At 69.3% G+C, this 14,849-nt stretch carries 11 protein-coding genes and 2 pseudogenes; 4 read left to right on the forward strand and 9 right to left on the reverse strand.

Annotated elements, in window-relative coordinates; translation table 11 throughout:
* Positions 1–33 precede the first annotated feature (33 nt).
* A complete protein-coding gene (locus IPJ59_RS05315) occupies positions 34–1,080 on the forward strand; it encodes a hypothetical protein (protein WP_293270026.1) in 1,047 nt (348 codons plus the stop codon).
* Positions 1,081–1,187: 107 nt separating this feature from the next.
* Here the strand turns inward: IPJ59_RS05315 and IPJ59_RS37550 are convergent.
* Together IPJ59_RS37550 and IPJ59_RS37555 are read right to left on the reverse strand one after the other, a co-directional pair.
* A pseudogene (locus IPJ59_RS37550) lies at positions 1,188–2,234 on the reverse strand (adenylate/guanylate cyclase domain-containing protein); the annotation flags it as partial.
* 297 nt (positions 2,235–2,531) lie between these two features.
* A pseudogene (locus IPJ59_RS37555) lies at positions 2,532–3,059 on the reverse strand (histidine kinase dimerization/phospho-acceptor domain-containing protein); the annotation flags it as partial.
* Positions 3,060–3,771: 712 nt separating this feature from the next.
* Between IPJ59_RS37555 and IPJ59_RS05325 the strand changes: the two are divergent.
* Positions 3,772–4,662 (forward strand): hypothetical protein, encoded by an 891-nt coding sequence (locus IPJ59_RS05325; RefSeq protein WP_293270030.1) that lies wholly within the window; start codon positions 3,772–3,774, stop codon positions 4,660–4,662.
* Positions 4,663–4,726: 64 nt separating this feature from the next.
* Here the strand turns inward: IPJ59_RS05325 and lpdA are convergent, their stop codons facing one another.
* The 5 genes from lpdA to IPJ59_RS05350 all read right to left on the reverse strand — a co-directional run bounded on the left by lpdA (position 4,727) and on the right by IPJ59_RS05350 (position 10,378).
* Positions 4,727–6,148, reverse strand: coding sequence for a dihydrolipoyl dehydrogenase (lpdA, locus tag IPJ59_RS05330; RefSeq protein ID WP_293270032.1), 1,422 nt, complete (start codon positions 6,146–6,148; stop codon positions 4,727–4,729).
* A 13-nt stretch (positions 6,149–6,161) separates the two neighbouring features.
* Complete coding sequence (locus tag IPJ59_RS05335) at positions 6,162–7,511, reverse strand: dihydrolipoamide acetyltransferase family protein (protein ID WP_293249438.1); 1,350 nt, start codon at positions 7,509–7,511, stop codon at positions 6,162–6,164.
* 15 nt (positions 7,512–7,526) lie between these two features.
* On the reverse strand, positions 7,527–8,501 hold the full coding sequence (locus IPJ59_RS05340) for a transketolase C-terminal domain-containing protein (protein ID WP_293249435.1): 975 nt from the start codon (positions 8,499–8,501) through the stop codon (positions 7,527–7,529).
* Positions 8,498–9,415 carry a thiamine pyrophosphate-dependent enzyme gene (locus IPJ59_RS05345; RefSeq protein ID WP_293270034.1) on the reverse strand — a complete coding sequence of 306 codons (918 nt, stop codon included), beginning with the start codon at positions 9,413–9,415 and terminating at the stop codon, positions 8,498–8,500. The genes IPJ59_RS05340 and IPJ59_RS05345 overlap by 4 nt, the downstream gene beginning before the upstream one ends.
* 279 nt (positions 9,416–9,694) lie before the next feature.
* Entirely contained in the window at positions 9,695–10,378 is a 684-nt protein-coding gene (locus IPJ59_RS05350) for a dihydroneopterin aldolase (RefSeq protein WP_293270035.1), read from the reverse strand.
* Between the two features lie 71 nt (positions 10,379–10,449).
* Here IPJ59_RS05350 and IPJ59_RS05355 point away from each other — a divergent pair, with 71 nt between their 5' ends.
* Complete coding sequence (locus IPJ59_RS05355; RefSeq protein WP_293249425.1) at positions 10,450–11,679, forward strand: aspartate kinase; 1,230 nt, start codon at positions 10,450–10,452, stop codon at positions 11,677–11,679.
* Positions 11,680–11,902: 223 nt separating this feature from the next.
* Positions 11,903–12,463 (forward strand): hypothetical protein, encoded by a 561-nt coding sequence (locus IPJ59_RS05360; RefSeq protein WP_293270037.1) that lies wholly within the window; start codon positions 11,903–11,905, stop codon positions 12,461–12,463.
* Between the two features lie 69 nt (positions 12,464–12,532).
* Here IPJ59_RS05360 and IPJ59_RS05365 read toward each other — a convergent pair whose 3' ends face one another.
* Positions 12,533–14,155, reverse strand: coding sequence for a L,D-transpeptidase (locus tag IPJ59_RS05365; protein WP_293270039.1), 1,623 nt, complete (start codon positions 14,153–14,155; stop codon positions 12,533–12,535).
* 126 nt (positions 14,156–14,281) lie between these two features.
* The gene (locus tag IPJ59_RS05370) at positions 14,282–14,836 is read right to left on the reverse strand and encodes a thioredoxin domain-containing protein (protein WP_293249416.1); all 555 of its coding nucleotides are present in this window, start codon (positions 14,834–14,836) and stop codon (positions 14,282–14,284) included.
* Positions 14,837–14,849 lie beyond the last annotated feature (13 nt).

Genomic DNA, 14,849 nt, shown 5'->3' on the forward strand with positions numbered 1-14,849 from the left:
GTGGCCGCCGCGTCGCGCCAGCTATCAGGGCCCATGCACCCGACGCGACGCAGCCCCCTCATCGCCCTCATCCTCGCGACCTGCGGCGACGCGGGCGACGCGAGCAGCAGCGCGGCGACCACGAGCGACACGACGAGCAACGCGAGCGCCACGAGCAACGCGAGCGCCACGAGCAACGAACTGCCGACGACGAGCGAAGCGAGCACGACCGAGTCGAGCGCCACCACCGGCGAACCCAGCGAGGTCGCGGGCCTCGAGCTGCTGCCACGCCTCGCGGGCCTGTGGACCGGACCGGCGACGATGACCCCGCTCGGCACCTTCGCGCGCATGAACATGGACATGCGCGCCGCCTCCGGACAGGTGCTGTTTAGCAAGGCCGACCTCGACGAGATGAACAACCTGCGCTTCGCCTTCGAGATCGAGGCGCCCGACGGCAAGCCGACCCTGGTCTACCGCAACGGCGGCTACTTCCTCGGCCTGCTCCGCGACTCGCGGACCCAGCTGGTCGAACACGACGCCAAGGCGGCCACCTACCGCTTCTGCTCGACGAGCGCGCTGGGCTGCGACTACATCGACGCGCGCTGGAGCTTCAGCGACGCCGACAGCCTGATCTTCGACGTCAAGGTGAAGGGCAAACAACACGTGTACTGGGACGCGAAGCGGGTCGAGAAGCGGAGCCTGCCCGACCCCTTCCCCGGCGACGCCACACCGCTCCCCAGCGACGCCGACTTCCCGCCGATGCCGAGCCTGAAGGTCGACGTCAGCTGGGCCGACCCCCTGGCCGCCGACGGCGCGGTGTGGATCATCCTCACGACCATGGACTGCGACCTCCAGCTCAAGTGCGTGCACAGCAGATCGCTCACCAAGGGCGCCCCCGCAGGCAGCAAGAGCGTGACCCTCACCCTCGACCAGATGCACCCCGGCCCCTACAAGCTCAACACCGTCCTCGACCGCAACGGCAACCTCGCCACCACGCTCTACCCCGACAAGGGCGACGGCATCGGCGCGCTCAACCAGGCCGTCGAGGTCAAGCCGAGCGGCGAGACGGCGGTCAAGACCACCATCATCATCACGCTCTAGTCGATGATGATGTCCTCGTCGTCGCTCTGCTCCGCCCGCGGCCCCGCCACCGCCAGCGGCCCGGAGCCCGCCCCGGAGACCACATCACCAGCGCCGACCTTGCTCGGGCGCCGACCGACGAGGAAGTAAGTGCACAGCGCGCCCTTCCCCTTGACGTGGATGATGCCCCGTCGCTGAAACGCGTACTTGTGGCGCAGCCGCTTGTAGGTCGCCTCGGTCACCTGGATCGCGTTGGCGATACCGTGCGACTCCATGCGGCTGGCGATGTTGACGGTGTCGCCCCACAGGTCGTACGCGAACTTCTTGGTGCCGATGATGCCAGCCGTGACCGGCCCACAGTTCATGCCGATACGGATGCGAACCCCGCGGTTGCGCTTGGCGTTGAAGCGCTCGATCACCGCGAGCATGTCCAACGCCATCTCGGCCATCGCCTCGGCATGATCGGGCCGCGGCATCGGCAGGCCGCTCGCGGCCATGTACTCGTCGCCGATCGTCTTGATCTTCTCGAGGCCGTGCTTCTCGGCCAGCTGATCGAACATCGAGAAGATCTTGTTGAGCATCGCCACCAGCTCGGCCGGCGGCAGCTGCTCCGACATCCGCGTGAAGCCCACCAGGTCGGCGAACAGCACCGTCACGTCGGGGAACACGTCGGCGATGGTCCGCTGACCCTCCTTGAGCCGCTCGGCGATCGGGCGCGGGAGGATGTTCAGCAGCAGCTGCTCGCTGCGCTCCTGCTCCGAGCGCAGCTTCTTGATGTACGCCCGCTCGCGATCCCGCAGCCGCTTCTTCTCCAGGCAAGCGCCGATGCGGGCCCGCAGCACGACCGGGTTGAAGGGCTTGGGCAGGTAGTCCTCGGCGCCGAGCTCGATCGACTTGACCACCGTGTCCAGCTGGTCGAGCGCCGAGATCATGATCACCGGCAGGCCGCGCAGCTTGTCGTCCGCGTGCAGGTGCTCCAGCACCTGATAGCCGTCCATCTCCGGCATCATCACGTCGAGCAGCACGAGGTCGAAGTCCTCCTCGCGCAGCATCTCCAGCGCCCGCTTGCCGTTCTCCGCCAGCTTGACCGTGTGCCCCTGACGCAGCAGCCGACGCGACAACATGTTGCGGTTCGACTCGTTGTCGTCGACCACCAACAGCTTGCCCGTGTCCACGTGCGTGACCGGCCGCCGCGGCGCGCCCGCGGCCTCACGCACCGCCACCGCCGCCTCACCCGGCGTCGGGCGCACGGCCATGATCACGCGGCTGACCGCACCGCTCGACACGATCTCGTCGAGGCGGCGCACCGCCTCGAGGATGCGCTCGATGTCCCCCGTGATCTCCTCGTCGCCGCGCTGATGCGAGGTGTGGACCAGACGCTCGACGTGGCTGAGCAGGTGGCTGAGCGGAAACAACAGGTCGCGGTTCAGCCGCTCCTGACTCGGCCGCTGCGCGTGCGGGTCGAGGATCTCGTCGATCAGCGCCAGCAGCTGCTGCGCGTCGGTCAGCACCTGACCGATGTTGTTGACCACGAATTCGTTGTTCGAGGCCTCCGCGTCCTCGATCAACATCTCGCTGTAACCGATGATCTGGTTGAACGGCGTACGCAGGTCGTGGCGCAGCTGCGCGCCCGTCGTGCGCTTGGCCGGGACCTTGGGCGCGTCCGCCTCCGACAGCGGCAGGTCGATCACCGCCGACGCCTCGCTGTTCACCAACGAAAGCACCCGCGGCGGCTCGTCGTCGACGTCGACGTCCACGTCTACCGTGCCAGCCCCCCTCGGGCGGGCGATCGTCGCCTCGTCGAGCTCATCCAGGCTCATGTCGTCGAACTCGTCGCCGGCCGCCTCCACGCCCTCCTCCGGCGCCCGGGGAGGCGCAAGGTCCTCGACGAAGGTGCCATCCAGGATGTCGTCATCGTCCTCGGGGATGCCCGGCCCGGCGAGGCCCGGCTCCATGGGAGGCTCCCCGGGTGCGCGACGGTTTGGATCGTTGTCTCGCATGCGTTGGGATGCTGTGCGTCGCGCTGTACGGAGCGTTGGAGCCTAACGGAGATCGTACCGGCCGATGGTACCGCAGCCCCCGTGAGAGCGGTCACGGCTTGTGGCCAGGCCGCAGACTCCATGCTCGCCGCCCCGCGCCATGAGGACAACCCACGACCACGACGATCCGCGAGCTACGTCGGGCGGGATCGCCCGCTCCCACAAACCCGTCCGTGACGCTGCCCCGGACCCACCAAAGCAGCACCAGAGGCCGCCGGGACGCCCCTGGAACTGAATCCCGGTCGGAGCCCCGACCCCGGCTCCGACCCCGACCTGCGAAGGTGCCATGACCGGCCCGTGGACAGGTCGCCAGCGTGTCCGGGGGAGCGATCCCCCAGCGCGCAACGCACGGCCAACTTCCCTCCCATGCCGACGAGCCCCGGCGAGTGGTCAGGCCCGACACCACCGACAACGCTGGCTGCGATCGACCTCGTCGCGTCGTCGCCGAGCAACTCGCCGCACATACAACGTCTCGGCACGCTCGCGCGACTTTGACACCAAGTGCCAGCGCAGAGTCGAGCCGGCCTCTCACTGGCAGTTCGACCACGCCACAGCGAGGCACCAGGCATGAGAGCTTGACCCCCTGGAGCGAACGCTTGATCATGCGAAGAGTTGACGGACGCCCCTGTGCACCGTCGTTTCCGCATAGTCGCCAGGTCGTCAAGGTCCGATCATGCCTGAGATCCGTGATGTCTATCTGCTGAGCAGCCCAATGTCGCTTCCGGAGGGCATCGCCTTCGACAGCCGCACCCGCCGCTTCTTCGCCACGGGCCTGTTCGGCGGTCAGATCACGCAGATCGACGCGGGCGCTGGTGAGGAGCGCGTGCTCTTCACCAGCGAAGAACAGCTGCAATTCTCCGGCGCCAAGGTCGACGAGACCCACCGCCGCCTGTGGGTCTGCGCCTCCGACATCCGCGGTCCTCACGGCGGCCTCCACCTCCTCGACGTCGACAGCGGCGCGCTCATCCGCCACTTCCCGCTCTCCACGAGCGGCATCTGCAACGACGTGTGCCTCGACGCCGACGGCGTCGCCTACGTCACCGACTCCTTCCAGCCCGTCATCTACCGCGTCGACCCCCGCGACGGCAGCTACGGCGAGTTCGCGCGTGACACCCAGATGTCGGCGCCGATGGGCCAGTTCGGCCTCAACGGCATCGCCGTAACCCCGGACGGCAGCTCGCTCATCGGCGGCTTCACCTCGCCCTCCAAGCTGTTCCTCGTCTCGCGCCGCAACCCCGAGGCGGTCCGCGAGATCACCCTCAGTGGCGACCCCTTCGGTGTCCCAGACCCCAACTTCACCGGCGCCGACGGCATCATCTTCATCGACGACAAGCTCTACGTCATCCACAACGGCGGCGTGCAAGAGATCACCTTCACCGCCAGGGATTACAGCGAGGGCACCGTGAAGTCGGCGATCGCCCCCGAGCCCGGCCTCACCACCGCCACGGTCGCCGACGGCGAGCTCTACGTCATCAAGTCCGAGGTCGTGCGGGCGATGCACATGCAGCTCCCGCCCAACCTGCCGTTCAAGATCTACCACTTCCCCCGCTCGCTATTCGCGTAGAGACAGCGCAGCTCAAGATGGCCCAGACGGGCCAAACGCGCTGCAAGGGCGGCCCTGCAAGATACTAGTGGCTGCGCTTGGTGTTGCCGATATGAATGGCCTCGCCGAGCGCGTGCTTGGCGGCCTCCATCACGGCCTCGCTGAGCGTCGGGTGCGGATGAATCGTCAGAGCGATGTCCTCGGCATAGGCACCCATCTCGATCGCCAGCGCCGCCTCGCTGATGAGGTCGCTGGCCTCGGGACCGACGATGTGCACCCCGAGCACGCGATCGTCCTCGGCATCGGTCACGATCTTCACAAAGCCCGAGGTCTCGCCGATCGCCATGGCGCGACCGCTCACGACGAAGGGGAACTTGCCGACGTTGGTCTTGCGCCCCTTCGCCTCGGCCTCCTCCACGGTGAGACCCGACGAGGCGATCTCCGGCTCGGTGAACACGACGTTCGGGATCTGCCGCGCGTCGTTGATCGTCTTCTTGCCGGCGATCACCTCGGCGACCACCTCGCCCTCGTGCGACGCCTTGTGGGCCAGCATCGGCTGACCAACGATGTCCCCGACGGCATAAATGCCAGGCACGTTGGTCTGCAGGCGACTGTCGACCTCGATGAAGCCGCGCTGGCTGACCTTCACGCCGGTCTTGTCGAGGCCGAAACCCTGACTCACCGGACGCCGGCCGACCGCGACGAGGATGACGTCGCACGGGAACTCAACCACCTTGCCGCCGACCTCCGCCTTGACCACGGCCTCACCATTGCGCTCCTCCCAGCCGATCGCCTTGGCGCCGGTGTGGATCTGTCCGCCGTCCTTCTTGATCTGGCGCGCAACGACCTCCGCGCACTCCAGATCGACACCATTGAGGATCCGCGTCAGGCCCTCGAGCACCACCAACTGGGCGCCGAGTCGCTGGAAGGTCTGTCCGAGCTCGAGGCCGATGATGCCGCCACCGACGCACACCATCCGCTTGGGGATCGTGGCGAGGTCGAGCGCCGAGGTGCTGTCGAGCACGCGCTTGTGGTCGAACTTGAAGCCGGGGATCTCGATCGGCAGCGAGCCGGTGGCGATGACGATGTGCTCCGCCTCGACGATGTCCTCAGGCTTGCCGTCGCTGTACGTGAGCTTCACGCGGTGCGCGTCGAGGAACTCGGCCGTGGCCTTCACGTAGGTCGTGCCAGCCCCCTTGACCAGAGTCTGTACGCCGCCGGTCAGCTTCTTCACGATGCCCGACTTCCACACCTGCATCTGGACCATGTCGACCGCCGGCTGGCCGAAGCTGAGGCCCATGTCCTTCGCGTGTTGGGCCTTGTGGTACAGCTTGGTCGCCGAGATGAGCGCCTTGGAGGGGATGCAGCCGACGTTGAGGCAGACACCACCGGGTTTGTCCTTCTCAACGAGCATCGCATCGACCCCGAGCTGACCCAGGCGGATCGCACAGGGATAGCCGCCCGTGCCCGCGCCGATGACGAGCGCCTTCTTCTTGATCGTGGCCATGTGTGTGTCCCTTTCAGATCCCCGCGAGCAGCAAGAGGTTCGGGTCCTCGAGGTAGCGTCGGACCTCCTGCAGGAAGCTCGCCCCCTGGAAGCCATCGACGACGCGGTGGTCGAGCGACACGGAGAGGTTCATCAGGTGCCCGATGACGATGTTGTCGCGCTCATCGACGATCGGCACCTTGCGGATCGCGTGCACGCCGATGATGCCGACCTCCGGGTAGTTGATGATCGGCGTCGCCAGCACGCCGCCGATATTTCCGAGGCTGGAGATGCTGAAGGTCGAGCCGGTCAGCTCCTCGCGCGTGCAGGTGCCCGCGCGCGCCGCCTCGCCGAGCCGGGCGATCTCCCGCCCCAGATCGAGGATGCTCATCCGGTCGGCGCCATGCACCACCGGGACCATCAGCCCCTGATCGGTCGTCGCCGCCACGCCGATGTTGTAGCGCTTCTTCACGATGATCCGACCACCAGCCTCGTCGAGCTCGGCGTTGACGATCGGATACTTCTTGAGCGCGTGCACGGCCGCCTTCACGATGAAGGGCAAGAAGGTCAGGCTCACGCCCTGCTCGGCCGCCACCGCCTTGGCCTCGGCGCGCAGCTTCACGAGCCGGGTCACGTTGACCTGCTCGACGTAGGTGTAGTGCACCGCGGTCGTGTACGAGCGCACCATGCTCTCGGCGATCCGCCGCCGCATCCCGCGGAAGGGGATCTCCTCGTCGCCCTGCTCGGGCGTGACCGCGTACGACGGCTTCGTCGGCGCCGGTCTGGCGAGCGGCGCTGCGGGCTTCGTCGGCACCGGCGCCGGTCTAGCGAGCGGCGCTGCGGCCGTCGTCGGCACCGCAGGCTTCGGCTCAGGCACGACAACGACAGCCGCGACCACCGGCGCCGGTCTGACCGCGGCAACCTGGCTCTTGGCACCTGTCCCGACAGACAGCTCGGCCGCCGCGCCAGCGACTTGCTGCGCGCGCATGACGTCGTCCTTGGTGATGCGGCCGCGCTCGTCGACCGGCAGGCTGCGCAGGTCGATGCCCGACTCTCGCGCGAGGGCACGGGCCGCCGGGGTCGCCAGCACTGAAGCGCCGCTCGCGGGTGCGACCGTCGCCGTCACAGGCATCGACACCGTGGCCGCCACGCCGAGGTCGAGGATCGCGATGACCTGCTCGACCGCGCAGATGTCCCCGACCTGCGCGACGATCTCCCGCAAGGTCCCGGCGACCGGCGACGGCACCTCGATCGTGGCCTTGTCGGTCATAACCTCAACGAGCGCCTCGTTCGCCTGCACGAACTCGCCGGGCTGTTTGTGCCAGCGGACGATCTCACCCTCGACCACGCCCTCACCGATCTCTGGAAGTTTGAACTCGAGCATGCGGGCTCCGAATGGTTAGTAGGTGGCCACCCTCGTGATGGCCGCGGCGATCGCCGCGACGCTCGGGAGGCCCGCGAACTCGTCGCGGCCGGTGAAGGGTCCGTCGTCCCCGGTCACGCGCAGCACCGGCGCGTCGAGGTGGAGGATGGCGCGGTCCGCCAGCAGCGCGACCAGCTCGGCGCCCGCGCCGTGGCTACGCCCGCCGGCGTGGGTAACGACCAGCTTGCCGCTGGTCGCCGCCGCGAGCACGCCGGTCTCGTCGATCGGGGCCAGGCCGCTGACCTCGACGATCGCCGCGTCGACACCCGAGGCCTCGACCGCCGCGAAGGCCGCGTCGAGGGTGGCACCGACCGCAAACACCGTCGCTGCGGCTCCCGGACGCACGACTCGCGCCGAACCCAGCGGGCGGCCGAGCTGCGCCTTGTACTCGTGCGCCTCGAGCTCGCGCAGGATGAGCGCGCGCGGCAGCAAGAGCACGGTGGGCGCCTCGCCGCCGTCAAAGCTGGCCGCCGCGCGCAGGCTCGCCGGCGCCTCGCTGGCGTCCCCGAGGACAACCACTCGCAGACCAGGCACCGCTGCGATCGCCGCATCGGGTGAGTCAGCCCCGTCACCGCCGAGGCCGAAGCCCGGACCGGTGGGCGCGACGATCAGCACTGGCGCCGCGCGCTCGCCGTTGGCCGTCGCGCCGACGCGGCCGAGCTCGCGCAGCGCAGCGTAGCCCTCGAGCAGCGCAGTCGCCGAATTCAGCAACACGATCGGCCGCCGCCCGGCCAGCGCAAGACCTGTCGCATGGGCCAGGTTAGTTGCCGGCGTGAGCGGCGTGGCGAGCACGCGCAGGCCGAGCGCTGGGTCCCGCATGGCCGCGCGCGAGAGCCCGAGCATCCCTCCGTCGCGCACATCCTCCCCGAGCAGCACGCGGCGGAGGTCGTCGCGCAGCAGCTCTGCCACCACCTCTGCGAGGACGTCGACGACTCGCTCGCGCACGTTCATGGCGTCTCCTCGGCGACGTGCCGCTGGGCATGCGTGAAGGCGCGGTCGAGTTGCCCGCGCACCTCAGCCTCGATCACGTCCTGGAAGGTCGGCGTCCACTGCTTCTCGCGGTCGAGGTGACGGCGCAGGCGTTCGAGCGGGTCGCGGTGGGCCGGCACGTCGGCGCTCTTCTCACCCGCTTGCAGCCTCGTAGCCACCACCTCCACCAGCCCCGGCCCGCGACCGTCACGAGCGCGGCGGAAGGCCTGGTCGATCGCCGCGTACACACCGACCACATCGGCCCCGTCGACACGCCGCGACCACAGGCCGCACGCCTTCACGCGCTCGGCCACGCTGTCGCCGAGCAGTCCGGCCTCGGCCGGCGCACCCTCGGGCCACAGCTGACTCTTGCACACCAGCACCAGCGGCAGGTCGCAGGCGACCGCGAGCGCGACAGTCTCGTGGAACATGGCCGTGGTCGTGAGCCCCTCGCCGAACAGCGCGGCCGTCATGCGCCCGGGGCCCGCGAGCTTCTGCGCGTGCGCTTGACCGGCCGCCAGCGGCAAATGCAACCCGAGCGCCTCCGGGGCGTGGCCGATGCCGAGGTCGGCCGCCGCGACGGCGCCGGGCCTGCCATTGTACGCCGCGCCGAGCACCTGCTGCGCGAACTCATCGAGGTCCATCCCGCGGATCGGCGCGAGCGCGAGATCGCGGACGCTGGGATACAGCCAGTCCTCGGGTCCCGCGAGGGTCGCACTCAGCACCGTCGCTGCCTCTTCACCCGCGCTGGGGACCCACATCGGCAAGCCGAGGCGAGCGAGCCTCAGGTCGAGCAGACGCGCCGCGACCATCCGCTTGTACAGCGCACGCAGGTCGAGCCCCTGCGCGGCCCGCGGATCGAGCAGCAGACCCTCGGCGTCGAGGCTCTGCTCCACCCCTTCGGGATCCCAGGGAGATGGTTCCATGGCCACGGTGGTGACGGGTTTTATCTGCCGCCAAAAACCTCGTCAAGGCCGGAATTGCCGGCATTCACGTGCGTTATGCGCAAGCTAACCCAACCCTTCAAGGTCCCCCTCGGGTCACCCGCGGTCCCGTGAGCGCCGCCACAGCCGCCGCCACTTCGCAGCAATGCGAGCACCTCACCCTCCGCACACGCCGCTATCGCGCGGCCGCTCCGTCGCCTGCTCGACCAGCACGCCTGTCTGTCTATTCGGTCATGGCCTTTCAGACCTGTCCTCAGGGACATTCAGAACGTCACAACAGAACACCGTGGCGACCGCCGCGCCCGTGTTCACGTAGTCGTTCGCTTCGCCGCCGGACCACAGCATCGACGCGAGCCCGACGAACCGCGTACCGCCGCGCAGCAGCTCGCCACGCACGTGCCACTCGATCCCTCGCGCTCTCGAGTCTCGGTGTGCCTGGGGATCGTGGTGCGCCGTAATCGTCGCTCCCAAACCGACGTGCAGCAGGTAGAGCTTCGCCTCGGCCGTCTCGAGCACGACCTCCACGGCACCGAAGCGCGAAGGCCCATGATACCGCGGGAAGTCGTCCGGCCGCCGCCGCACTTGCACCGACGCGGCCGCGGCCCGCCCGCGCAGCGCCTCGGGCTTGTCGAGGCGCAGGCGCACGCCGACGAGCCCGGGGTGGACCGCGAGCAACATCGCTGAGAGCTCCTCCGCCGCCGACTCGAGCAGGCGATAGCGACGGAAGCGGAGCAGCGCGGCGACCTCGTCGGCGACGCGGTCGTAGTTACAGGTGTCGGCGATCGCGGCCGATCGCCCGGCCACCGCGAGGTCCATCGCCAGCTCGACCTGCACCACCAGCGGCTGCACCCGGTCGCGTTCGTCTGGGTTGATGCCGATCGTGCACTCAACCCCAAGATCGCGGATCCGGATCACGTCGCTCGCCATTGTCACGGGTTGTAAAACAGCCCCGTGACGACCGCCAGTTGCCTGGTATAACCCGCCGCGTGACCTCACCCGACCCCGTGGTGATGAAATTCGGTGGCAGCAGCGTCGCCGATCTCGATCGGCTCCGTCAGGTCGCGCGCCGCGTGGTCGACCGCGCCGCCGCACAGCCGGTCGTCGTCGTCGTCTCGGCGATGGGCAAGACCACCAACGCCCTGCTCGCCCAGGCCCGGGCCCTCGCCGACCCGCCGCCCGCCCGCGAGCTCGACATGCTGCTCAGCACCGGCGAGCGCGAGGCGATGACCTTGCTGGCGATCGCCATCCACGCGCTCGGCCGCCGCGCCATCAGCCTCACGGGCTCGCAATGCGGCATCATCACTGATCATCAGCACGGCCGCGCCCGCATCATCGAGGTCCGCCCCTTCCGCATCCTCGACGAGCTGGCCGCCGGCCACATCGTCATCGTCGGCGGCTTCCAGGGCGTCAGCTACAAGCGCGAGGTCACCACGCTCGGTCGCGGCGGCTCTGACAGCAGCGCCGTGGCGCTGGCCGCCGCGCTCTCGGCCGACTGCGAGATCTACTCCGACGTCGACGGCGTGTACTCGGCGGACCCCAGCGAGGTCCCGGAGGCCCACCGCCTCCCCGAGCTCGCCTACGACACCATGCAGGCCCTCGCCCGCGCCGGCGCCAAGGTGCTGCACACGCAGGCGGTCCAGCTCGCGGAGGAACGCGGAATCGCCATCTACGCCCGCCACAGCCGATCCGACCAGCGCGGCGAGACCGTCATCCGCCGCAACCCCGCGCCCGCCACCGGCGTCCTCGCCGTCACCTCCGACGCCGTCGCTGCGCTCCAACTCGTACTCGTCCCCGGGCGCACCCACCTCGCCCCGCGCCTCGCCGCCAGCCTCGCGCCGCTTGGGCTCCGCGCGCTCCACATCGACGAGCGCGGCGCCACCGGCTTGCTGTCATGGACGCAGCGCACGGACGCCGCCGAGATCCCCGCCCGCATCGGCGCCCTCGCTCGCGAGCTGCGAGCCGATCTCCTCGAGCTGCGCTGCGACCACGACCTCGCGCTTGTCAGCTGCGTGGGCGTGGGCCTCGAGGACCGCCCCGACGTCGCCACGCAGGCGTGCGAGGTGCTGCGCGGCGCCGGCGTCACAGTCCGCCAGTTCCTCACCGACGCGCGCGCACTGGCCTTCGTCGTCAGCGCAGCGCAGCGCCTGCTCGCGGTCCGCGAGCTGCACGCGGCGCTCGTCCGCGTACGCGCGAAGCTGGACTCCGTTGCGAGCTGAGCCGCCCGGCGACGTCGCCTCGCGAGAATCTGCGGCGCGTCGCCCTCCGACAATGTGCAAGCGACTTGGCGGAACGAGCCAGGCGGTCTACCCTTCGCGCCCCGTGCCCTTGTGGCCGGTGAATCCCGCCGACCTCGTCACGTCTGAGGCACGGCCAGGCCGCCCGGGCCCCTTCATCCACTTGTCCCTTGCTGATTTGCAAGATTCCTACGGAGAGACTTCCATGTTGAAGCAACTTACACTCGCTGTCCTCGCCGCTGGCCTGCTGCCGGCCTGCATCATCACTGACGGCACCACCACCTCTAACACCGAATCCAGCACCGGTTCCGCGACCGAGCCGGGCACCACGACCACGGCGAGCGGCACCACCACCGACTCTGGCAACCCCACCGACTCCGGCGCCACCGACTCCGTGTCTGGCACCACCGCCGACGTCCCGACCACCGAGTCGCCCACCACCGAGTCCCCCAGCAGCAGCGCCACCACCGACAACACCACCACCGCCACCACCGACAACACCACCGGCGGCGTGAGCGCCTACGGCAAGTGCGGCTGGAACGCGGAAAACAAGTACTACGCGTGCGAGCCGGACGGCGTCGCGGGCCTCGAGGACCCCGACGGCATCTCGCCGATCGCCTGCCCGGATGGCCTGGTCGAGGGCGAGAAGTGCGACGAGGAAGGCGGCCCGGTCAAGGGCGTCGGCTGCTGCACCCCCGAGGGCACGCTCTACTACTGCGACAGCAACGACTCCCTCGCCATCTTCAAGGAGGAGTGCGGCGTCTAAGCTCCGACGCGCGCAGCTCCGGGACCCCGGCCCCCACAAGGGCGCCGGGGTCTCCCCATTTAACCCGCCTCACTCGTGCACGATGACCGTGCTGCCCGGGCTCTCGTCGGTCGCGTTCACCCCGTGCCAGCCCTCCGGCAAGAACGGTGTGGTCCACAGGAACAGCCAGCGCGCGTCGCTCGGCCCGAGGTTCACGCAGCCGTGGCTGCGCACCGCGCCGAAGCCCTTGTGCCAGAACGCCCCGTGCAGCGCGTAGCTGCCGAAGAAGAACATCGTCCACGGGACATCCTGGATCGAGTAGTTGCCGTCGGACGCCGAGTTGCCGTCCATCGTCGTCGAGATGTGCTTGCTGTTGATGCGCCAGCGCCCGGTCGGCGTGTCGTACGGCTCCTCCTTGGAGCCCTTGCGCCCGGTCGAGACCAGCGTCGTGTACACCGGGCGCGTGCCCTCGTAGGCCACCAGCATCTGCTTCGACAGGCTCACGTCGATCCACCGCTCCCACGGCTCCAGGCCCTTCGGCAGCGCCTGCGGCTCCGGGATGAGCAGGTGGTCCTTGCGGATCAACATGCGGTCGGCGGTGATCATGTACGCCTTGCCGCCGATCTCCGTCTCCTCGTCGAGGTCAACGAACACCCGCCGCTCGAGGTTCTTCACCGCCTTCAGCTTGTTGTCCGCCGTCAGCTCGATCAGCTTGGTCTCCTTCTTGGTGTAGCCGAAGGGGTAGCTCATCTCGCCGAGCGGCACGCCCTGGAAGTCCTTCGCCTCGTAGCGAGACACGTCGCCCGCGGCAACGTAGGCGCCGCGCGCCGTGCGGTAGTACGTGCGCTGCGCGTCCGTCACCTTGTCCCCGAGCGACAGGAAGAAGCCGCGCTCGAGCCACGGCGTGTCCGGGCTCAGCGGCAGCTTCATCGCCAGCAGCTCCGCCTGCGACACCTCCGGCGGCACCTCCGGCAATGGCTCGCTCGGCTCGCTCGGCAGCTCCGCCTTCGCCGCGCCCTTCTCCGCCGCCGCGGCCAGCCGTTGCTTCTCGATCTCCGCCCGCTTGACCTCCATCGCCACCAGCTCCTGGTCCGACGGAATGCGCCACCACATCGGGCTGCTCCAGCGCCGCACGAAGCCATAGTCGTAGGGCAGCGGGTGGTCGAGGCGCGGCGCCGGCGGCGGATACTTCGATGGCACCTCCTTCTCGCGGTCGACCACCAAGCCCTTGCTCGCGCACGCGAACCCACCGGCAGGTAGCGCGTAGAAGCCACTCTTGCAGCCCTCGCCGTCGATGCGCTCGGCGACCATCATCCGCGTGCCGATGCGCATGTAGCCGAGCTTGGGCGACTCGATGTCGGGCTGGCTGTACACCGTGACGACCTCGTAACCAGCCATCGCGTGCACGGTGAGCGCCTCGCCCGCGGGGACCGGCACCGGCGGCTTGATCTGCCCGTAGTCCTCGGGCGGGCCGACCTCCTCCGGCACCTCCGCGGGCAGGTCCGGCGGCGTCGTCGGTTCGCCATCATCAACGCCCGGCTCACCGCCCTCGTCGCCGGCTTCACCGCCCGCCGACGGCGTCGGCTCGGGCAACCTCCCGGCCTGCGGCAGCGGCTCTGGACGCGCCGCCACCGGGGCCACCGACTCGGCCTCACAGCCGAGCAGGGACGCAGACACCGCGGTCAGCAGCCAGCGCCTCGGGAGACTGAACATGCGCACTGCATAGCGCAGCCCCGCTCCCCTGGAAAGAATCCGGCACATTTCCCAGGCAAGCGCAAGAAAGGCTCCGGAAGCCCCCTACAGCGCCCTGCGACCCTGCTCACACCCGGCGACCGCAGCTCAGCCTGAGCGCGTGTCGGCCAGCCAATTGGCCAGCGTGGGTGCGATGCCTGCCGCCTCGAGGCGAGTGATCGCCTCCTTCATCTCCTCGCGCTGCTGGCCCTGATCGTCGAGCAAGATCAGCAGCGGGTACGAGCCAGTGATCCCGCTCCAGCGTCGGCGCAGTGCGTCGAACTCGTCCATCCGCGTCGCCGCCGTCCAGTCCTCCTCCTTGAGCTCGAAGATCCGCACGTCACCGATCTCCGCCGCCGAGTGGCGGTTGCCGAGCTCCGTCTCGAGCTCCCGGCAAGGCTCGCACCAGTCCGCGCTGAACAGCACCGCCACCCGCTTGCCCTCCGCGACCGCCTGCGCCCGCAGCCGATCGAACATCGCCGCCAGGCGCTCCTCGTCGCGCGGCCGCAGCCGCCGCAGCTCGTAGCCCACCGACGTGTCCGCCGCCGCCGCCCGCGGCGCTGAGACCGACTTCGCCGCCTCACCGCAGCCGACGGTCGACCCGCCCAGCAACACGGCCAGCGCCCATGTCCGTCGCCGCCTGTCCTTTGGTACCTGTCGCATCGAACCTGTCCTC

The sequence above is a fragment of the Nannocystis sp. genome (assembly GCF_016714285.1).
Classification (GTDB): domain Bacteria; phylum Myxococcota_A; class Polyangia; order Nannocystales; family Nannocystaceae; genus Nannocystis.

Bases quoted from the DNA above. Each gene is read 5' to 3' on its own strand.
- IPJ59_RS05315 (WP_293270026.1), top strand. From the start codon at position 34: ATGCACCCGACGCGACGCAGCCCCCTCATCGCCCTCATCCTCGCGACC.
- IPJ59_RS05325 (WP_293270030.1), top strand. From the start codon at position 3,772: ATGCCTGAGATCCGTGATGTCTATCTGCTGAGCAGCCCAATGTCGCTT.
- lpdA (WP_293270032.1), bottom strand. From the start codon at position 6,148: ATGGCCACGATCAAGAAGAAGGCGCTCGTCATCGGCGCGGGCACGGGC.
- IPJ59_RS05335 (WP_293249438.1), bottom strand. From the start codon at position 7,511: ATGCTCGAGTTCAAACTTCCAGAGATCGGTGAGGGCGTGGTCGAGGGT.
- IPJ59_RS05340 (WP_293249435.1), bottom strand. From the start codon at position 8,501: ATGAACGTGCGCGAGCGAGTCGTCGACGTCCTCGCAGAGGTGGTGGCA.
- IPJ59_RS05360 (WP_293270037.1), top strand. From the start codon at position 11,903: ATGTTGAAGCAACTTACACTCGCTGTCCTCGCCGCTGGCCTGCTGCCG.
- IPJ59_RS05365 (WP_293270039.1), bottom strand. From the start codon at position 14,155: ATGTTCAGTCTCCCGAGGCGCTGGCTGCTGACCGCGGTGTCTGCGTCC.
- IPJ59_RS05370 (WP_293249416.1), bottom strand. From the start codon at position 14,836: ATGCGACAGGTACCAAAGGACAGGCGGCGACGGACATGGGCGCTGGCC.